General features: G+C 65.3%; 11 protein-coding genes. 10 read left to right on the top strand and 1 reads right to left on the bottom strand.

The window, feature by feature from the left end; genetic code table 11:
* Window positions 1-113: 113 nt before the first annotated feature.
* The 8 genes from GGR61_RS12380 to GGR61_RS12415 all read left to right on the top strand — a co-directional run bounded on the left by GGR61_RS12380 (window position 114) and on the right by GGR61_RS12415 (window position 12,874).
* Window positions 114-1,709 carry an aldehyde dehydrogenase family protein gene (locus tag GGR61_RS12380; protein WP_184621656.1) on the top strand — a complete coding sequence of 532 codons (1,596 nt, stop codon included), beginning with the start codon at window positions 114-116 and terminating at the stop codon, window positions 1,707-1,709.
* Window positions 1,706-2,905: a Xaa-Pro peptidase family protein gene (locus GGR61_RS12385; RefSeq protein ID WP_184621658.1), complete on the top strand. Its 1,200-nt coding sequence runs from the start codon at window positions 1,706-1,708 to the stop codon at window positions 2,903-2,905. Before GGR61_RS12380 ends, GGR61_RS12385 begins: the two co-directional genes overlap by 4 nt.
* Before the next feature lie 142 nt (window positions 2,906-3,047).
* Window positions 3,048-4,865 (top strand): DUF885 family protein, encoded by a 1,818-nt coding sequence (locus GGR61_RS12390; protein WP_184621659.1) that lies wholly within the window; start codon window positions 3,048-3,050, stop codon window positions 4,863-4,865.
* Window positions 4,862-6,733 carry a DUF885 family protein gene (locus GGR61_RS12395; protein WP_184621660.1) on the top strand — a complete coding sequence of 624 codons (1,872 nt, stop codon included), beginning with the start codon at window positions 4,862-4,864 and terminating at the stop codon, window positions 6,731-6,733. Before GGR61_RS12390 ends, GGR61_RS12395 begins: the two co-directional genes overlap by 4 nt.
* A gap of 61 nt (window positions 6,734-6,794) precedes the next feature.
* Complete coding sequence (locus GGR61_RS12400; protein WP_184621661.1) at window positions 6,795-8,381, top strand: APC family permease; 1,587 nt, start codon at window positions 6,795-6,797, stop codon at window positions 8,379-8,381.
* Entirely contained in the window at window positions 8,371-10,707 is a 2,337-nt protein-coding gene (locus GGR61_RS12405) for a S9 family peptidase (RefSeq protein WP_184621662.1), read from the top strand. The genes GGR61_RS12400 and GGR61_RS12405 overlap by 11 nt, the downstream gene beginning before the upstream one ends.
* A 59-nt stretch (window positions 10,708-10,766) precedes the next feature.
* On the top strand, window positions 10,767-12,344 hold the full coding sequence (locus tag GGR61_RS12410) for a DUF5597 domain-containing protein (RefSeq protein ID WP_260287732.1): 1,578 nt from the start codon (window positions 10,767-10,769) through the stop codon (window positions 12,342-12,344).
* A gap of 233 nt (window positions 12,345-12,577) precedes the next feature.
* Complete coding sequence (locus GGR61_RS12415; RefSeq protein ID WP_184621663.1) at window positions 12,578-12,874, top strand: hypothetical protein; 297 nt, start codon at window positions 12,578-12,580, stop codon at window positions 12,872-12,874.
* A gap of 761 nt (window positions 12,875-13,635) precedes the next feature.
* Here the strand turns inward: GGR61_RS12415 and GGR61_RS12420 are convergent.
* Entirely contained in the window at window positions 13,636-14,802 is a 1,167-nt protein-coding gene (locus GGR61_RS12420) for a DUF5694 domain-containing protein (RefSeq protein ID WP_221237378.1), read from the bottom strand.
* Between the two features lie 641 nt (window positions 14,803-15,443).
* Between GGR61_RS12420 and GGR61_RS12425 the strand changes: the two genes are divergently transcribed.
* Both GGR61_RS12425 and GGR61_RS12430 read left to right on the top strand, forming a co-directional pair.
* A complete protein-coding gene (locus tag GGR61_RS12425) occupies window positions 15,444-17,801 on the top strand; it encodes a Tat pathway signal protein (RefSeq protein ID WP_184621664.1) in 2,358 nt (785 codons plus the stop codon).
* Window positions 17,802-18,332: 531 nt separating this feature from the next.
* Window positions 18,333-21,152, top strand: coding sequence for a TonB-dependent receptor (locus GGR61_RS12430; protein ID WP_184621665.1), 2,820 nt, complete (start codon window positions 18,333-18,335; stop codon window positions 21,150-21,152).
* The last annotated feature ends 212 nt before the right edge of the window (window positions 21,153-21,364 follow it).

Genomic DNA, 21,364 nt, shown 5'->3' on the forward strand with positions numbered 1-21,364 from the left:
GTAGTGAAATGGTTGTCGATGCGGCTGCAGCACAGTGCAGCCGTCTCGACGTGTTGGTCGGCTACCGTCACCATGTGCGCAGTGGCCGATTCCATGCAACTCAAGGTGCCGCAATGAACGAAACCATCCAACCCATCCTGCTGGCCGGGCAGTGGCAACCCAGCCGCGCCGCGACCGGCAGCTTCCGCGCCGCCGATCCAGGCACGGGCGAGGCGATCGGGCCGCACTTCCCGGTCAGCGGTGCGGACGACGTGGAGACTGCGGTTGCGGCAGCGCAGGCGGTTGCAGCAGAACTGGCTGCGGCACCGGTCGAACGCATCGCGGCATTTCTGGATGCCTACGCCGATGCGCTGGATGCCGATGCCGACACGCTGGTGGCGCTGGCACATGCCGAAACCGCCTTGCCTGCGCCCACGCGCTTGCGTGGCAATGAACTGCCACGCACCACTGGCCAGTTGCGTCAGGCCGCGCAGGCGGTGCGCAGCTACAGCTGGACCCAGCCCATCATCGACAGCGCTGCCGATCTGCGTGCGCATCTGGCCCCGCTCGGTAAGCCGGTGCTGGTGTTCGGGCCGAACAATTTCCCGTTTGCCTTCAATGCGATCGCCGGCAGCGATTTTGCCTCTGCCATCGCCGCGCGCAACCCGGTGATCGCCAAGGCGCATCCGCTGCATCCGGCCACCAGCCAGCGTATGGCGCAGCTGGCGCACGCGGCATTGGTCGCGGCGGGCCTGCCGGCTGCGGCGGTGCAGTTGCTGTATCACTTCGACAACGCGATCGGCCTGCGGCTGGCGGGCGATGCGCGGTTGGGCGCCATCGGGTTCACCGGCAGCCGCGCCGGTGGCCTGGCGCTGAAGGCCGCTGCCGACGCGGCCGGCGTTGCGTTCTATGCCGAACTGTCCAGCGTCAACCCGGTGTTCCTGTTGCCGGGCGCGCTGGCCGAACGCGGCGCAGCCCTGGCGCAGGAATTCTTTGCATCGTGCACCCTGGGCAGTGGCCAGTTCTGCACCAATCCAGGTGTGGTGGTGGTGCCGCACGGCGAGGCAGGCGATGCGTTCGTGCAGGCCACCACCGAACACTTCGATGCGGCGATGCCGCTGGTGTTGTTCTCGGCCGCCGGTGTGGCCGGTGTCCAGCACAGCGTGGCGAGCCTGCGCGCTGCCGGTGCGGCCCTGTTGTCCGGCGGGCATACGGGAGAGGATGGTTACCGCTATGCGCCGACCTTGCTGCGCGTGGATGCAGAGGCGTTCATCGCCAACCCGCAGGCATTGCAGACCGAAGCGTTCGGCCCGGTCAGCCTGTTGGTACGCGCACGCGATGTGGCCGAAATGGTGCAGGTGGCGGCTGCATTCGAAGGCAATCTCACCGGCACGTTGTATCGCGCCGCCGATGGCAGCGACGATGCCGCCTGGCAGGCCATCGCGCCGGTGCTGCGCGCACGCGTCGGTCGGTTGATCAACAGCAAGATGCCGACCGGCGTGGCGGTGAGCGCGGCGCAGAATCATGGCGGCCCGTTCCCGAGTACCGGGCATCCGGGATTCACCGCCGTGGGCATGCCCGGTTCGATCCGCCGCTTCGCTGCATTGCATAGTTACGATGCGGTGCCCGATGCGCTGCTGCCGGCCGAGTTGCGCCAGCGCAATCCCGGCGGCGTGGCGCGTCTGGTCGATGGGCAGTGGAGCACGGCCGATCTCGGAGCGGGCAAATGAGCAACCAGATCGGCGGGCTGTCGCTGGAACAGGCGCGCGCGCAATTGACGCCGTGGGCACAGCGTGCCGCGCCGATCGCCGCGGACGAATATCAACGGCGTATCGAACGCGCGCGTAGCCTGATGCGTGCGCAGGGCGTGGATGCGTTGCTGGTCGGTGCCGGCACCTCGCTGCGGTACTTCACCGGGGTGCCGTGGGGGGCGAGCGAGCGTCTGGTCGCATTGTTGCTGACCTTGACGGGCGACCCGGTGTTGATCTGTCCTGCCTTCGAGGAAGGCTCGCTGGATGCGGTCCTGCAACTTCCCGTTTCCAAGTGGCTGTGGGAAGAACACCACGACCCGTACGCGCTGGTGGCGCAGGCCATGGCCGAACGCCACGCGCATGCATTGGCGCTGGATCCAGGCATCGCCTTTGCCGTGCATACCGGTCTGCGCGCGCATCTGGGCACGGCGATCCGCGACGCCGGCGCCATTATCGATGGCTGCCGCATGTGCAAGTCGCCGGCCGAATTGGCGCTGATGCAACAGGCCTGCGACATGACCTTGCTGGTGCAGCAACTGGCTGCCGGCATCGCCCACGACGGCATCGGCACCGATCAACTGGTGCGCTTCATCGACGAGGCGCATCGCGCGCTAGGTGCGGACAACGGCTCGACCTTCTGCATCGTGCAGTTCGGTCATGCCACTGCATTTCCGCACGGCATCCCCGGCGTGCAGCACCTGCGCGACGGCGAACTGGTGCTGATCGATACCGGCTGCACCGTGCAGGGCTACCATTCCGATATCACCCGCACCTGGATCTATGGCGCGCCCAGCGAGACGCAACGGCGTATCTGGGACCTGGAACGGGCCGCGCAGGCGGCGGCGTTTGCCGCGGTTCGCCCAGGCGTGGCGTGCGAAGCGGTGGACCAGGCTGCGCGCAACGTGCTGGAAGCGGCCGGGCTTGGCCCGGACTATCGCCTGCCCGGCCTGCCGCACCGCACCGGCCACGGCTGTGGCCTGGCCATCCACGAAGCCCCGTATCTGGTGCGCGGCAACGCCTTGCCGCTGCAGCCAGGGATGTGCGCCAGCAACGAACCGATGATCGTGATGCCGGGTCAATTCGGTGTGCGGCTGGAAGACCACTTCTACGTCACCGAGGCAGGCGCGCAGTGGTTTACGCCGCCGTCGCTGGCGATCGATCGACCGTTTGCATAACTGCCTTGTGCGCCCACGCAGTAATTCAGGGCGCGTTGACGCACGAAGAACGCCGCTGGTAGCGCCTTTGGCGCTCGAGTGCGCGATGACAAGGTTGTTGCATCGCGCGTTGCCGGCGCATTGGCCCTCTTGGAGTGTATGCATGAACCACCTGCGTCCCGTTGCCATCGGTCTGCTTGCAGCCGGGTTGTTCACCGCCTGCAAGCCGGCACCGCCCGCGCCGGAGAAAGCCGCAGCCACCACGGGTGCAGTGACTGGCGAGCAGGCCGCCAAGGCGTTCGATGCGTTGCTGGACAAGCAATGGCAGTTCCAGCTGCAGCACACTCCCGAGTTCGCCAGCATCATCGGTGACAAGCGTTACAACGATCGATGGAGCGACTACTCGCTCGACGCCGTGCAGGCCGAACGTACCGCCACTGCCGAGTTGCTCAAGCAATTTGAGGCGCTGGACGCCAAGGCGCTGGACGCGCAACGTCAGCTCAGCCTGCAGATGATGCTCGGCCAGTTGCGCGACAAACTGGAAGGCATCGACCTGAAGACCTATGCGATGCCGCTGGAGCCGATCGGCGGCATCCAGTTGACCTTGGCAGGCTACGGTGATGCATTTCCGTTCGAAAACGCCAAGGACTACCAGGACTACATCACGCGCCTGCAGACGATTCCGACGGTGATCGATCAGGTGATCGCAGTGTCGCGCCAGGGTGCGAAGGAGGGCCTGGTGCAGCCGCGTTATCTGCTGCAGCGCCTGCCCGAGCAGATCGACAAGATCGCGGCGTTGACCGGCGAACAAAGCCCGTTCGCCTCGCCGCTGAAAAAGCTCGATGCCGCCGTGCCGGCCGATCAACGCGCCGCGCTGCGCTCGCAGCTGCTTGCGGCGATCGACCAGCAGGTACGTCCGGCGTACGGCAAGCTGGCTGCGTTCGTGCGCGACGAATATGCCGCGCAAGGGCGTGCGCAGGAAGGCCTGTGGTCGCTGCCAGATGGCGAGCGCCGTTATCGCTATGCCATCCACACCCAGACCACCACCGACATGGCGCCGGAGGAGATCCATCAGATCGGCCTGAAGGAAGTCGCGCGCATCGAAGGCGAAATGACCGTGATCGCCAAGGCGCAGGGCTTTGCCGATCTGGCCAGCTTCCGCAAGGCGGTGGACACCGACAAGCGCCACTTCGCCACCTCCAGCGAGCAGATCCTGCAGCACTATCGGCAGTACATCGCCGCGATGCAGCCTGAGCTCCCCAAGCTGTTCGGCCATCTGCCGAAGACGCCGCTGGAGGTCCAGGCGATGCCTGCCTTCCGGCGCAGCGCGCCCGGCGCCGAATACTGGCAGAGCAATCCGGAAGGCACCAAGCCGGCGATCGTGAAGGTCAACACCAGCGACTTCGCCAGCCGCACACTGATCAATATCGAAACCACCGCGTATCACGAGGGCGTGCCGGGCCATCATCTGCAGATCTCGCTTGCGCAGACGCTGCCGTTGCCGCCGTTCCGCCAGCAGGCCGGCTACAACGCGTATATCGAAGGCTGGGCGCTGTACGCCGAGCGCCTGGGCAAGGAGATCGGTTTCTTCAAGGATCCGTACAACGATTACGGACGCCTGTCCGGCGAGTTGTTGCGCGCCAATCGCCTGGTGCTCGACACCGGTGTGCACTACAAGCACTGGAGCCGCCAGCAGATGGTGGATTTCTTCCACGCCCATCCCTCCGACGACGAACCCAGCATCCAGTCCGAAACCGATCGCTACATCGTGTGGCCGGGCCAGGCGTTGGGTTACAAACTTGGTCAGTTGCAGATCCTGGCGCTACGCGCCGAGGCCGAAAAGGAACTTGGCGATCGCTTCGATGTGCGCGGCTTCCACGATGCAGTGCTTGGCGGCGGCGCGATGCCGTTGTCGATGCTGCAACAGCGTGTGCGTCAGTGGATTGCTCAGTCCAAAGCTACCCAGGAGATTCGCCGATGAAGACCGCCACGATCTTGCGCACCAGCGCATTGGGCCTGTTGATTGGAGCCGGCCTGGGCGGCATGGCGCCGCAGGCGCAGGCCGCCGCACCCGCATCCACGCCTGCCATGCAGAACACTGCAGCGGCACGTTTCAAGGCGCTGTACACGCGCGAATGGCGCTGGCGGCAGGCGCAGGTGTCCGGCGCAGTGGACGAAGACAACCAGGCCACGCAGGAGCGACAGGCCGACCACCTGCCCAAGGTCGATGTGGCGACGCAAAACCTGCGCACCGCGTACTGGCAGCAGGCATTGAAGGAACTGGATGCGATTCCTGCGACGCAATTGTCGGCCGAGGATCAGGTCAACTACCAGGTGTATCGGCAGCAGTTGACGGTGCTGCTGGATCAGCAACGTTTCCGCGCCTGGGAAATGCCGTTCAACAGCGACTCTGCGTTCTGGAGTGACCTGGGGTTCAGTGCGCAGGCCACGCTGCGCACGCGCGAGGACTACCAGCGCTATCTGAAGATGCTGGCCGATATCCCGCGGTATTTCGCCGAGCACACCGACAACATGCGTGCCGGGCTGGCGCGCGGTTTCAGCCAGCCCAGGGTCACGCTCACCGGACGCGACCAATCCATCGCCGATGTCGTGCAGGCCAGGGGCAAGGCCAATCCGTTCTACGCACCGTTCAAGCAGATGCCGGCGACCTTGCCTGCCGATGTGCAGGCGCAGTTGCGTCAGCAGGCAGTCGAGACCATCGATGCGCAGGTGCTGCCGGCTTACGCCAAACTGCTGGACTTCATCCGCAACGAGTACCAGCCCCGCGCGCGTACCACGCTGGCCGGTGAAGCCTTGCCCGATGGGCAGGCGTATTACCGCGCGCAGATCCGCGAATTCACCACGCTGGAGTTGAGCCCCGATCAGATTCACCAGATCGGCTTGCAGGAAGTGGCCAAGCTGCGCAAGCAGATGGATCAGACCATCGCCGCCAGCGGCTTCAAGCCACCGGCCGTGCAGGCGGTGTTTCCGGCGTTCCTGCACTTCCTGCGCACCGACCCGCAGTTCTATGCCAAGACGCCGGAAGAATTGCTCAAGCAGGCCGCATGGATCGCCAAGCGCGTGGATGCGAAGGTGGGCAACTACATCGGCCGGCTGCCGCGCCGTCGCTTCGCCATCGAGCCGGTGCCGCCGGAGTTGGCGCCGTTCTATACCGGCGGCCGTGGCGGCCCCGGCATCTATCTGGTCAATACTTACAACCTGCCGTCGCGGCCGTTGTACAACCTGACCGCTTTGACGTTGCACGAGTCATCGCCCGGCCACGCGTTGCAGATGCCGCTGGCAGCGGAAGCGCAGGGGTTGCCGGAGTTCCGCCGCTATACGTTCATTTCTGCCTACGGCGAAGGCTGGGCCGTGTATTCGGAGTATCTGGGCCAGGAAATGGGCATGTACGACACGCCCTACGACCGCTTCGGCTATCTCACCTACCAGATGTGGCGCGCCTGCCGGCTGGTGATCGACACAGGCATCCACCACAAGGGCTGGACGCGCGAGCAGGCACAGGCCTATCTGCGCGACAACACTGCCCTGAGCGAACACGAAGTCACCACCGAGGTGGACCGCTACATCGCCTGGCCAGGGCAGGCGTTGTCGTATTACCTGGGCGAGCTGAAGATCCTGGAGCTGCGGCACAAGGCCGAAACCGCCCTGGGCGAGAAGTTCGATCTGCGCAACTTCCACGATGCGGTGCTGCAGACCGGCTCGGTGCCGTTGCCGGTCCTGCAGGCGCGTATCGACCGCTTCATCGCCGACGGTGGCGTGTCGCCTTACCCGGATGACAACGCGGAAGGGTCGCCGGCGGAAGAGGGCAAGGCCGCTGCCGACGACTGACCCGCGCGACCATGCCAGGGTTCACGGCAGCAACCGCGCTTTCCATGCTTGGGGGTGACCAATGACCACACACACTGCGACCACGCAAGGCAAGTTCCACAAGCGACTGAGCCTGACCGACCTGACCTTTATCGGGCTGGGGTCGATCTTCGGCTCGGGGTGGTTGTTCTCGGCCAGCCATGTGTCCTCGATCGCCGGGCCGGCCGGCATTGTGTCGTGGATTCTCGGCGGCATCGCGGTGTTGCTGCTTGGCCTGGTGTATTGCGAGCTCGGCGCAGCGCTGCCACGTGCCGGCGGGGTGGTGCGTTACCCCGAGTATTCGCATGGCGCCTTGCTCGGCTCGCTGACCGGCTTCATCACCCTGATCGCGTTTTCCAGCCTGATCGCCATCGAAGTGGAGGCCGCACGGCAATATGCGGCGGCGTGGTTTCCGGTGCTCAACCAGGCCAACGGCACGCATCCCAGCGTGTGGGGCTGGCTGGTGCAACTGGCCTTGCTGGTGCTGTTCTTCCTGCTCAACTATTTCAGCGTCAAGACCTTTGCGCTGGCCAACAACATCGTCAGCATCTTCAAGTTCCTGGTGCCGATCCTGGTGATCGTGCTGCTGATGAAACACTTCAATCCGGGCAATCTGAGCGTGCACGGGTTTGCACCGGCAGGCATGGCCGGGGTGGAGGCGGCGATCTCGGCCGGCGGCATCATCTTTGCGTATCTGGGACTGACGCCGATCGTGTCGGTGGCCAGCGAGGTGCGCGACCCGCAGCGTAATATTCCGATCGCCTTGATCCTGTCGGTGGCGTTGTCCACGGTGATCTACGTGCTGCTGCAACTGGCCTTTCTGGGCAGCATTCCGGCTGCGCACCTGGCGCAGGGCTGGAGCGGCATCGACAAGGTGTTTGCGTTGCCGTACCACGACATCGCGTTGGCGTTGGGGATGGCGTGGTTGGCCGCGCTGGTGATCTGCGACGCGATGGTTTCGCCCAGCGGCACCGGCAACATCTACATGAATGCCACCCCGCGCGTGGTGTACGGCTGGGCGCGTAGCGGCGGATTTCTGCCGGTGTTGACGCGGGTGGATCCAGCGTCGGGCATTCCGCGTCCTGCATTGTGGTTGAGCCTGGGCTTGTCGATCTTCTGGACGCTGCCGTTCCCGTCGTGGGAGACCTTGATCGGCGTGGTGTCCGCCGCACTGGTGCTGAGCTATGCAGTGGCGCCGGTGACGGTGGCGGCGTTGCGTCGGAGTGCGCCGGACCTGCCGCGACCGTTTCGCGTGCGTGGGCTGGCGGTGCTGGGGCCGCTGTCGTTCATGGTGGCGGCGTTGATCGTGTACTGGTCCACCTGGCCGACCTTGTCGTGGTTGCTCGGTTTGCAGGTGCTGGCGTTCGCGCTGTACGTGCTGTACCGACTGCCCTCGCGCGAGGGCAGGGCGCGGCTGCTGCGGCAGGTGCGTGCCTCGTTGTGGCTGATCGTGTTCTTCGTGCTGGTGATGGCGGTGTCGTGGGCCGGGACGTTCGGTGGCCATGGCTGGATCGCGCATCCGTTCGACACCTTGAGTGTGGCGGTGATCGCGTTGTTCATCTATCACTGGGGCGCACGCAGTGGCTTGCGCAGCGACGAACTGGCGCTGGAGGAGGACGATGGTGAATGAGCCGTGTCGCCGTGCGTGGGTCATGCACGGGGTACGCGGTCTGGCGGCGTGCATCGTGCTGCTCTCCGCCTCTGCGCAGGCAGCGCCGAGCGTGGCCGACTACCAACGTTCGCTCGGTCTGCGCGAACACTGGATAACGCTGACCGAGAACGTCGCCTGGCCGGCGCAATGGCAGGACAACGGCAGATTCTTTTACCGCAAGACGGTGCCTGGTGGGTTCGCTTTCGTCAGCGAAACGGTGGCCACGCAGCAGAAACGGGCCGCCTTCGATCAGGCCCGCATCGCGCAGGCGCTGAGTGAGTCCACCGGGCAGACCTACACCGCGTTACGGTTGCCGTTCGAGCGTTTTTCGTATGCGCAGGAAGGCGAGCGCGGCGATGGCGCGATCCGTTTCCAGCTCGACGACGATGCCTGGCGCTGCACGCTGACCACCTACCGCTGCGCACGCGACGACGCGGGCGCGACACTGCGTCCACGCGGCTTCGGCGTAGTGCGCGATCCGCAAGTGCCGGCCGACACTACGCCGCGTCGCTCGCCCGACGGTCGCTGGGAGGTGCTGGCCGATGGCTGGAACCTGCTCCTGCGCCGGGTTGCCGATGGTCAACTCACCCGGCTCAGCAACGACGGCCGTGCAGACGATTACTTCGACCCGGAGAGCATCGCCTGGTCGCCGGATTCGCAGCGCTTGGCGGTGTATCGCGTACGCCCGGGGCGTGCCCGTCGGGTGACGCGCGTGGAGGCGGCGCCTGCCGGCGGCGGTGAGCCGGTGGTACACACGCAGTTGTATCCCAAGCCGGGCGATGCGGTGGATGTGGAGCGCCCGGTCTTGTTCGCGGTGGATGGCACGCACCGGGACGTGCAGACCGCGTTGTTCGCCAACCCGTACGCGCTGTCGCCCCTGCAATGGCGCAGCGACGGTCGCAGCGTGGCGTTCGAGTATGTGCAACGCGGCTTTCAACGCATGCGGGTGATTGCGGTGGATGCGCATAGTGGCACCGCGCATGTGGCGGTCGGCGAAGACGCACGCAGCTTCGTGTATGCCGACCGCAGCTTTCGGCACGACGTGGATGGGCGCGGCGATGAAGTGCTGTGGATCTCCGAGCGCGATGGCTGGCGGCATCTCTATCTGTTCGATGGTCGCACCGGCAAGCGCAAGCGGCAGATCACGCACGGGCAGTGGATCGTGCGCGATGTGCTGCGCGTGGACGATGCGCAGCGGCGCATCTGGTTCACCGCCAGCGGCATGGATGCGGGCAAGGACCCGTACTACCGGCAGCTCTACAGCGTGGACTTCGATGGGCGGCATCTCACCCGATTGACCACGACCGATGCCGATCACGATGTGGCGATTGCGCAAGACGGCCGGCATTACGTGGATACCTACTCGCGCCCGGATCTGCCACCGGTGATGGAGCTGCACGCCATCGATGGCCGGCTGCTGCAGCAAGTGGAGCAGGGCAACATCGACAAGTTGCTGGCCGCAGGCTGGCATGCACCGGAGACCTTCGTCGCCAAGGGCCGCGACGGCCGCACCGACATCTGGGGCATGGTGGTGCGGCCGCGCGATTACGACCCGCGCAAACGCTATCCGGTGATCGAGAACATCTACGCCGGCCCGCACGACTCCTTCGTGCCCAAGACGTTCTGGCCGTTCGGCTATCACGCCGGCGGCGACAAGCAGATCGGCATGCAGGCGCAGGCGGACCTGGGTTTTATCGTGGTGATGATCGACGGCATGGGCACCGCCAATCGCTCCAAGGCCTTTCACGACATTGCGTGGAAAAATCTCGGCGATTCCGGCTTTGCCGATCGCATCGCCTGGCATCGTGCACTGGCCGCCAAGGATGCCTCTTACGACATCAGTCGGGTCGGCATTTACGGTGCTTCGGCTGGCGGGCAGAGCACCCTGGGCGCGCTGGAACGTCACCCGGACTTCTACAAGGTGGGCGTGGCGTTTGCGGGGTGCTACGACAACCGCATGGACAAGATCAGCTGGAACGAGCAGTGGATGGGTTGGCCGGTGGATGCCAGCTATGCCGCTGCGTCGGGCGTGGTCAATGCGGGCAAGCTGCAGGGCGACCTGCTGCTGATCGTCGGCGAACAGGACAGCAATGTGGACCCGGCGTCCACCGCGCAGGTGGTCGATGCCTTGATCAAGGCGGGCAAGGACTTCGACCTGCTCAACGTGCCGGGCGGCGAACATTCGGTGGGCCGCTCCAGCGGGCCGATCGATTACGTGCAACGCCGCCAGTACGACTTCTTCGTGCGCCACCTGCTCGGGCAGCCCACGCCGCATTGGAATTCATCCGCCCCGGAGGCTCGCTGATGCTGTTTGCCCGTTTGTCCGCCATGCGCCCGCGTTGCCGCGCGGTTGTCTTCCTGTGTATGTCGTCGTTGCTAACAATCGCGATGACACCGGCAGCGTGCGCGGAAGACATGCCACGCTTCGTCAGCCAGAACGGCCACCATGCGGTGTTTGTCGATGGTGCGCCATATACGATGCTGGCCGCGCAGTTGCACAATTCCAGCGCATGGCCGGCGGTGTTGCCGCAGGCATTGGACGAGGTGGTCGCGCTGCATGCCAACACCGTGGAAGCGCCGGTGTACTGGGAGCAGTTCGAGCCGGCGCCCGGGCGCTTTGATACCACCAACGTGGATGCGTTGATTGCCGGCGCGCACAAGCGCGGCCTGCGCGTGGCGTTGCTGTGGTTCGGCAGCTGGAAGAACGGCCAGATGCATTACGTGCCGGAGTGGATCAAGCGCGACGACGCCACCTACCCGCGCATGCGCGATGCCAATGGCGAGCCGGTGGATGTGCTGTCGCCGCATGTGGCCGCCAATGTGCAGGCCGATGCGCGTGCGTTCACCGCATTGATGCAGCACCTGCGCAAGGTCGATGGCGACCGCCACACGGTGATCCTGGTACAGGTGGAAAACGAGCCCGGCGCGATCGGCACGGTGCGCGACCACGGCCCGGCCGGCGAGGCGGCGTTTGCGCAGCCGGTGCCCGCGGCGATCGCGCAGGCGCTGGGCAAGCCGCAGGGCAGTTGGCAGCAGCTGTTCGGTGCCGAGGCGGCGGAAGCCTTCAATGCGCACGCAACGGCGGCGTATATCGAACAGGTGGCCGCCGCCGGCAAGCGTGCGTATCCGCTGCCGCTCTACGTCAACACCTGGCTGCGCTACAAGGGTAAGCGTTATCCCGGGCTGGATTATCCGTCCGGCGGTGCGACGGTGAACATGTTCGCGCTATGGCGCGCGGCCACGCCGTCGATCGACTTCATCGGCACCGATATCTACACCAGCGACTACAACGAGTACACCAAGGTCATCGGCCAGTACGCGCGGCCGGACAACCCGGCCTGGGTCTCGGAGACCGGCTTCGAAGCGGCCACCGCGCCGTATCTGTTCCATGTGCTGGGGCAGGGCGGGGTTGGGTTTTCGGTGTTCGGTATGGATGGCAATCAGGACAGCGCCGCCAACCGCGCCGCGATCGCTGCGCATGCGGCCAATTTTAAGTTGTTGGCGCCGCTGCAGCGCGTGCTGGCGCAGGCCGCCTTCGACGGCCGCTTGCAAGGCATTGCCGAGCAGCCGGGCATGCCGCTACGCACCCTGCGCTTTGGCGATTGGCAGGCCAAGGTGTCGTTCGGCGCGCCGATGTGGGGCGATGCGCCGGCCATCCTGCCGGGCAACGACGACCACGGCGGGCGGCTGTTGGTGGCGCAGCTGGGGCCGGAGGAATTTCTGGTCACCGGCATGGCCGCGCGCATTGAATTTTTCCGCGAGGCGGCCGATACCCGTCATGGACAACTGTTGCGGGTGGAGCAGGGGCGGTACGTCGACGGGCGCTGGCAGGTGGAAAAGCAGCTCAACGGCGACCAGACCGACTACGGGCTCAACTTCGGCCGTGTGACTGCGGCGGGTGAGGTGCCTGTGGTGTTGCATGTGCGGGTGGGGACGTATTGAGCGTACTTGAAGCGACTACGCGGCCGTAAAAGCGGGCGTGGCTTGAATCAGTACGTGGGGCACGTAGATTGCAATTCCTGTCCGTCGATTCTCCTCACGTGAGGAACGCTTGCCACGCGCCTTGGTTGGCGTAAGAGCGACAGCAGCACGGCGCAATTGCCAGCAGCGATTGTGCTGATTGGTCGGTAAACAAACGTCATCGGTTATTTCTCAGTTTCTGCAGCGGAGCCACCATGAGCATCAGTCCCATCGCCAGTTCCGGAATGCAGGTCGCCGCGCTGCGTCAGCAGGTGGCCGCCAGCAATGTAGCTCGCCAGCCGGTGGACAGCAGCCCGCGTCAGTCCGTGGCCGCCAGTACCCAGGCCAACGGCGGTGTGTCGGCCAGCGTGGTCGATGCGGTATCCGATCCATCGGCACCGGCCACCGATCTGGTCGAAGGGCTATCGGCACGCAACGATTTCCAGGCCAACGCCACTGCGCTACGGCGCTCCGACGAGATGCTGGGTAGCTTGTTGGACGTAGTGAGCTGAGAGCTCGGAGTGGACGACGGCCGTTGTCGATCTATTGCATCGAGTGCAGGGCCTTCAGCCTGATGCCGTACCTAGTGGTAGCTGGCTCGAAGCTCAGGCTCTGCAGGTCGTTGAGTCGGTAAATCGCTGGCTGCTTCGCCGCCAGTGTCGATGAATGACTCGACGTCGCCTGGTTCCAGCTCGGCCACCAACGCATGTCCTTTCGATTGTTGACGTGATTCGACAGTGCATGTAGATCAGTTGCAGAGAGGCTGATCTGTGGGTTTGCTGCAGGGCCCTTGCCCGCCCACCATCGCGGGACACGCTGCAAGGACGTCCTTGTAAGCTCTTACGCGGCATCCATGCCGCGTAAGGTCCCGCGACGCTGGGCGGGCAAGGACCAGTCGAGATGGTCGGCATGCATGGGTTTAAACAAAGCAACCAGCGGAGTCTCTGCTCCGGTGTGCTCGCCGCTTGCGGGACCGTGTGGCGGCATGGATGCCGCCACCGAGCCTACATGGACGTACTTGCGGCGTGTCCCGCGAGCGGTGAGGGCACCGCGCATTCGACCCACTCAGTGTTTGATCTGGACTTCTGACGGCATCCACCAAGATACGGCCGACAAAACCACTGCACTCACTGACAGGCGCTCGCTAGGTTTTGTTAGCTGCTCTAACTCTACTTGCAAGAAAGCAACCGATTGACTCTCAGGTACGGTGAGGGCACCGCGCCCTCGACTGACTAGGCTTTTGATCTAGAGCGTCATGCTGAAGTCGTTGTACTCACTGCCCGTCACTGCCTAACACCTGCGCCGCATCGACGATCTCCACGCCCTGCAGCTGTCCCAGCCAGTTGTCGAACCAGGGCTTGTGCGTAGCGCCCACCACCGCCAGCACACGTGCACCGGGTTGGTCGGCAAAGCTGGCACGCACGTTAGACACCATGCGCAGGTTGCGGATCTCCCAGCCGGAGACGTAGCGATAGCCGTAGTGTTGCGGTGAGTTCTCGCTCAGCGCGGCGCGAAAATCCACCGCAATCGCCAACTGCTGACTGGCCGGCAGGTTGATTGCGCGATAGAGCTCCAGCAACTTGCCTTCGCTGGCGAGTTGGTCTTCGCGCTGGCGCATGGCCTGCGCACGCGGCGCGGCGTTCTTCCAAGCTGCCTGGATCGCCTTGCCATATGCGACAGGGTCACCCAGGTCCACGTTGTCGCCGGTGTGATCGTCGGCCGGGTAGACGCGCTGCAGGCCAACACGCGCCGCCAGGCGTGCGGCGATCTGCTGACTTTCGTTGGGACGATGCTCTAGCGTGCGCAGGCGTGCCACCAGCGCGGCATCCAGGCCATCGCCAGGGCGTTGCTCGGTCTGCGCAAGCTGCAACCACTGCACCAAGGCAGACGACGGATCGCCCGAGGCCAGGAACAGCCCGGCGAGCTGACGACGTTGCGCTGCCGTGGGCGCGCTCGGCCAGGTCTTGAGCGTTGCACGCACCTTGCCGATGGCGGCCGGAACATCCAGCCCGGTCGCATGCGCTGCCTCGCTGGTGTCCGGGCAATAGCTCGCACTGTCCTCGGGCAGATACACCGCAGGATGCCGCCGCATCAGGTCGCAGGTTTCCCCGGACAGGTTTTCGATGGTGATGATGGTCGGCTTGTAGGCCGCCAACCGGTCCAGCAATGGTTGCAGCCGTGCTGCACTGATGTCGCTGCCCTTGGGTAATTGCGACAGGTGCACGCTGCCGAGCACCAGCACCTGGGTGCGTGGTGCGGCCATCTGGGCATCCAGTTGCGACAGGTCCACCTGCGCGTGCGCGATGCCTGGTGCGATGAGCGTCAGCAACGCGATGCACAGCCGGCGGGAGTGCAGCAGGGTGGTCGAGACGGACGCTGCAGCGGAACGCGACGCTGCCGCGTCGACGCCATTCGAATTGCGAGGTGCTCGGGGCTGCATGACAGTCCTTGTGGGTAATCGCATCCACGCCGCCGCAAGCCCACCCTGCGGCAGTAGACGCGCAACGAGTGTGGCCGATACCGCAGGCATCGAACCCGGCCGGAAAGTCATGCAGCCAAATGGCAGGGGGGGCGTGGGCGCGTACTACGTCGTGCTTGCTCGGTGCTGGGGCATCGACTGCGGCGCGCTTCAAGCGCCCTGTGCAAAACCTCGGTGCTCAGGTCCGGTAAGAGGTGAGGAAGTGCTCCAGGCCGTGCGTCGACTGCAGATGGCGCTTGCACATCGCGCATGAAAGAACGCCAGCGCAACACAGGCTACTTGCGGTGATCGATGCGGTCCATCCATCGCCGGCATGCATGATCGATCGCGGTGCGACGCGGTGCGAGCTCGGCCGCTGTGCGGCATAAGAACTGCCTGTAATGCCTAGTCGACGTAGAGCCAACAAGCGTCGTCGATGGTGTGCTCAGACCATGCGGCTGGCGCCATTGGTGCCTGCATGCCGCGGGGTCGTAGCAGGCACTCCCGGCACCCGCCAGCGGCTTGGTCGGTATGCAGATTTCCGCACCCGCGTCGGAGCGTTGCCACAAGACGTCGCGGGCGCATGCGCGCAGGATGCCTCAAGACCATTCAAGGGCGCGACGATGGACCGGAGAACCTTTCTGCGGCAAGGCATGGCAGCGACCGCGGCGGTGGGGGCCGGCGCGGCGCTGGCGGGTCATGCGGCGTCGGCCAGCGCGGCCGCGCCGCCTGCAGCATTGCGACCGCGCCTGGAGGCCTTGCCTTCAGCTGCGCATGTGGGCAGCACGCTGTGCAGTTTTGAGCACCTGCAGCAGCAGTGGACTGTCTACGAGCATCTCGACGACCCGCAGGGCCAGCTCACGCTGTGGACCGAGGCCGGCATGTTGCGGCTGGACAAGCGCACCGAGCCGGCCTATCCGGCCGACGCCAAGCCGTACTTCGGCATGCCGCTGGCGCAGGTGGCGATGGCAGACGCCGACCTGCTCGCCGATCGCCTGCTGCGTGACGGCGACCCCGACGAAGCACAGGTGCGCGATGTCGCGCCACCGCCGGCGTCGTTGCTGGACCCCAAGGACAACGGTGGGCGCTGGCCGTGGACCACGTTCGTCGGCACGCGCGAAGCGCTGGACACCATGCCGATCTTGCCCAATGGCCGCAGCCGTACGGCGCGCCCGGAGCATGCCTTCACCGAGCTTGGCGAGGAGGCGCTGATCAAACGGCGCGAAGAAGGCATGCTCGGTGGCTGGATGCCGGCGGTACGCAAGGTGATGCGCCGCGAGGGTGATGCCGACGCCTGGTACGACGTGCTGGTATTTGCCGATGTGCGTACCAGCGACCGCTTTGTGGTGCAGACCTGGCATCGCACGATGCAGGTCCGCGGCGGGCAGATCGTGGCCGTGCACTACACGCACAGCTATCCCGCCTTCGGCAGCCTGCGAACGCCGGCCACCGCCGAGCAGTTCTATGCGGCGCTGATCGACTTCGCCGCGTACTGGCAGCAGGCATTGGAGGGCACGGTGCAGGCGCAACTGCCCGATGCCAGCTGGAACGCCATGGCGCAATTCGCCTTCGCGCGCGAACTAGTGGTGCGCCCCGGTGGCGACTACCCGAAGTACGGTGCGGTGGAGCGCGACTATTACGGCAACGAGTACGACGGCTTCCAGGACACCTTCACCAGTTCGTTCTACGCCAATCTGGAATGGGGCCGCTTCGCGCAGGCCGCGGCGGTGCTCGACAACTACTTCGATGCGTTCGTACAGGACGATGGCCTGCCGAACATGCGCGGGCCGGAGGTGGGGCAGTTCGGGCTGACCCTGTCGCTGCTGGCGCGCTATCTGCGCTACACCGGCGATGCGGTGCGCCTGCGTCGATTGCTACCCAAGATCGCAGCCACCGCGCAGGTCTTGTGCGACTTGCACGACCAGGCATTGGCATTGCCGCGTAGCGCGTCCGGGCACGGCCTGCTGCATGGCTGGAACGAATCGGATGCGTGCCTGTTTCCGGATCCTTCGCTGTGGTGGAAGCCGTACTACGCCAATAGCGCGCTGACCATTCGCGGGTGGGAGGACATCGCCCAGGTCTGGGGCACGCTGGGTGGCGATGCGGCACAGGCCGCGCAATGGCAACGCCGCGCCAAGCAGTTGCGCAGCCGCCTGCAGGCCAGCCTGCGTGCCAATGTGCGCCGCGAGTTGTCGCCGCCGTACGTCGGCCCGTTGCCGGGCACCACGCTGACCTTTCGACAATCGTTGCTGCAGGAAAAACCCAGCGAGCAGCAGTGGCCGCATCGCGCCTATGCCGAGTTGCTGCAGGCCGATGTGCTCCCCGACGACCTCGCCCATCTGGTGATCGATTGCCTGCGCGGCCACGGCGGCACCAGCATCGGCGTGGTGGCCAACATCGCACCGCCCGAGCCGGGTAGCCGCGATCTGCTGGGCTTCATTTCCTACGGCTATGCGCAGCAACTGCTGCGCCTGGATCGCATCGAAGAGTATCTGTTGTTCGTCTACGCGCACCGTTATCAGGTGCATACGCGTGGCAGCTGGACGGCTGGCGAGGTGAGCGGCATCACCGGCGGCATGCCGCTGTTCTGCATGCCGGCGCAGATGACCATCCCGCTGCTGCTGCGCTGGATGCTGGTCAGCGACGACAGCGCGGGCGAGCAGTTGTTTCTGGCGCGCGCAGTGCCGCGCGCATGGCTGGGCAGTGGCGAGGCGGTGGGAATCACGGCGGCGCCGACCCGCTGGGGCGCGGTGACGCTGCGCTTGCGCACCGATACCGCGGCACGCTGCATCGATGCCCAGGTGCAACTGCCCGAGCGTACTCCCGAGCGCATCTGGCTGACGCTGCGAGCGCCAGCCGGCACGCGACTGCAACGCGTGCTGGTCGATGGGCGACCGGCTTCGCTGCAAGGCCCGCATGCAGATCGGGTCGCGTTGCCGCGCGGCAACGCGGCGGTGCAGGTGCAGGCCTGGTACGTGTGATGCATGCTGTTGCAGTGCATATATCGAAAATCGGCGCGAACTGAATTCGGCGATCGGCAACGATCGCCGTCGCATGCGCTATCGGTAACAAGGTTACTTTTCCAGGGCGCCTGCAGTGGCCGCGCCACCACGCCGGCCTGAAGCGACCCATACCGCGACTGCATGGCCATCGGGCACGTGGGTTCGATCCGGCAGGCACCAGGTGCCTGCGACAACCGCTTGCGATGTGCCACCGCGCTTTATGTCGACAGTGTGGCAAAAGCACGTGAATTTCCGCACGCGTGCCGGATAAATTCGTCAAGACGCCAGCGCGGCATTGTCGCAAGCTTTTTTTGCGTGGCCTGCTCTGCATGGGTGACGTGCTCTCAGGGGGAGGGCAGTGTCGTCGTCTTGTCTTGCCAGTGCCGCGTCGTGCGGCAGCGCACTGGTGTCGTCTTTGTCGTGGTCCATCTCCCATCTTGCGCTGCCGCAGTGCGGCGTGACAGTGCGCGCAGGTCTGCTGTTTTCCCCTAGAAAGCACAAGGAATTCCGATGTCGCCAAGCCGCTTCGCTCCGTTGTCGCAGTGCCGTGTTTCCCGGCGTCGTCCGCTGATCGATGCGATCGTGCTGGCCTTGTCCATCGCCAGCGCACCGGCGTTCGCGCAGCAAAGCGCCGAGACCGACGACGGTGCCACCCAGACCCTGGACCGTGTCAACGTCACCGGCACCCATCTGCGTCGCGTGGATGCCGAAACCGCCAGCCCGGTCATCGTGGTCGACCGCCAGCGCATCGAAGACAGCGGGCAAAGCACGCTGGGCCAGTTGCTGCAGCAGCTCCCGGCGATGTCCGGCTTCATGCCTGGCCCGGCGCTCAATTCCGGCTTCAGCCACGGTCGCGCGCTGGTGTCGCTGCGCAATCTGGGGCCCCAGCGCACCCTGGTGCTGGTCAACGGCCACCGCATGGCCGGGCCGGCCAGCAGCGTGGCGTCGGCACCGGGCGTGGATGTCAATGCGATCCCGGTGGCGATGGTGGAGCGAGTGGAAGTGCTCACCGATGGTGCCTCGTCGGTGTATGGCTCCGATGCGATCGGCGGGGTGGTCAACATCATCCTCAAGGACAAGTACGACGGCTTAGCGGCAACCGCCGATTACGCGCAGAGCACGCATGGCGATGCCAATAGCCGCACGCTGGGCGTGGAGTGGGGCAAGAGCTGGGACCGCGGCGGGCTGATCCTCGGGCTCAGTCGCACTTCGATGAACCCGGTGTTCAACAGCGATCGCCGCTATGCCGCCAAGTCGGTGGAATTTTTCGACGGCCAGGTCAGCGAGAACCGTGGCGGCAACACGCGTGCCTTCCTCAGCGATGGGCGCCGCGTGACGCCGGTCGACGGGGTACCGCCCGGGCCAGTGGGCGAAGATGCATTTCGCCCGTACGATCCCGCGACCGATAGCTACAACGCCTACGACGGGCAGTATCTGATCACGCCGATCGAGCGCACCAACGCGTCCTTGCACGGCAGCTTCGACATCACCCCGAACATCCAGGCATATACCGACGTGTTCTGGACGCGCAGCAAGACCACCTCGCAATTGCCCGCCTTCGGGATGGAAATGGAGGGTGCGGTCGACAACTACTACAACCCGTTCGGCGCTCAGCTGGACCGCTATCTGCTGCGCTCCACCCAGGCCAATACGCGCGTCTATACCGCCACGATGTTCCAGACCAACATCGTGGCCGGGCTGCGCGGGCGCGTGCAAGGCACCAGTTGGCAGTGGGATGCGGCAGCGGGGTATGCACGCTACAAGGACACGCTGGTGCGCACCGGTTTTTCCATCACCTCGGCATTGAACAACGCCACCGGCGCCTCGTTCCTGGACAGCGATGGGGTGGTCAAGTGCGGCACGCCCGGCGCGGTGATCGCCGGTTGCACGCCGATCAACATCTTCAACCCCAACGATCCGGCCACCATCGCTGCGCTGCGCGGCACCCAGCGGCCGGTGGACCTGATCGACGAGAGCCAGATGCGGTTTGTCGACATCAGCGCCAATGGCGACCTGTTCAAGCTCCCCGCCGGCGCGGTGCAGGCAGCTGTGGGTCTGGTCTATCGCAGCAACAAGTTCGCGCAGGGCACCAGCAGCGAGGTGGCCGCCGCCGATGCCGATGGCAACTGCGATTACAACGATGGCTGCATCCTCCGGCAGGGCCGCGACGAATCGGTGCGCGAGGCCTACGCCGAGTTGCTGGTGCCGTTGCTCAAAGACGTACCGTTCGCCAGCAGCTTGAATCTCAATCTGGGCTCGCGCTATTCCAAATACGATGCCTGGGGCAACACGACCAATAGCAAGGTGGCGATCGAGTGGCGGCCGATCGCGAATCTGCTGGTGCGCGCCACCGGCTCGCAGGTCTTCCGCGCCCCCGCGCTGGGCGATCTGTATGGCTCGCCCTACAACGCGGTGATCGACACCACCAACGATTTCGAGGACCCATGCAACGGCTATGCGGGCGCTGCGCCCAATCCGGCCTGCGCCAACGTGCCCAACGACGGCAGCTTCAGCAACACCGCGCAGTTCAACGTGGTGACCTCCGGCGCCAACAATGTCGGCTTCCGGCTCAAGCCCGAGCGTGGCCGCTCCTACAACGTCGGGGTGGTGTACGACCCCGACCAGGTGCGCGGCCTGTCGCTCAACGTGGACAGCTGGCGCGTGGTGCTGGAGGACATGCTGACCGGCAGCGGCCTGCAACAAGTGGTCAACGATTGTTTCCAGGGGCGTGATGCAGCGTTTTGCCCGCTGATCCAGCGCGATGCGACCGGGCAGCTGACGCGCGTGTCGGTGCCGTTCGCCTACAACACCGGCAAGGTGGATATCCGCGGCTACGATGCCGGCATCCACTACACGCTGGCCGACACCGCGTGGGGGAGTTTTGCTGCCGGTCTGGACGCGACCTTCTTCTCCGATTATCGCTTCGCTGGAGAAACGCATAACTACGTTGGCGAAAATTCCAGCTGGGGCAATATGCCGCGCTGGCGCGCGGTAGCCAATCTGGCCTGGGACAAGGGGCCGTGGCATGCGAGCTGGAGCACCCGTTACCTGGGCCACACCGTCAACGGCAGCCAATACGAAGACTTCTGCGCCGACACCAATGTCGACGGCAGCTGCCGTTATTTCCGGATCGGCTCGATGGTCTATCACGATGCGTCGCTGAGCCGAAAGCTGGAAACCCTGCACAGCACGCTGGCCATCGGCGTGGACAACCTCGGCAATCGCGCGCCGCCGCGGTTCTACAGCTACTCCAACGCCGCCAATACCGATGCCACCACTTACGACACCCTGGGACGCTCGTTCTGGGCGCGGCTGCGGGCGGAGTTTTGAGCCGGATGAGAGTTGCATCCGCAGCGCGGCGGATCATGCGCTGTGCCGCTCTCGTGCGCGATGCGGAATGCATCCGGTGGCCCTGCGGCATGCGCTTGTCCATGCCGCGCGTCGCATGCGGCCAGCTTTGGGGTGCGCGCGACGTTATGCCGGGCTGTTGTCGCCGGGTCGGGACAAGCGTTGCGTGTTTACGACCATACGACGGCATGGTC

The organism is Xanthomonas sp. 3058 (assembly GCF_014199765.1).
Classification (GTDB): Bacteria; Pseudomonadota; Gammaproteobacteria; order Xanthomonadales; family Xanthomonadaceae; genus Xanthomonas; species Xanthomonas campestris_B.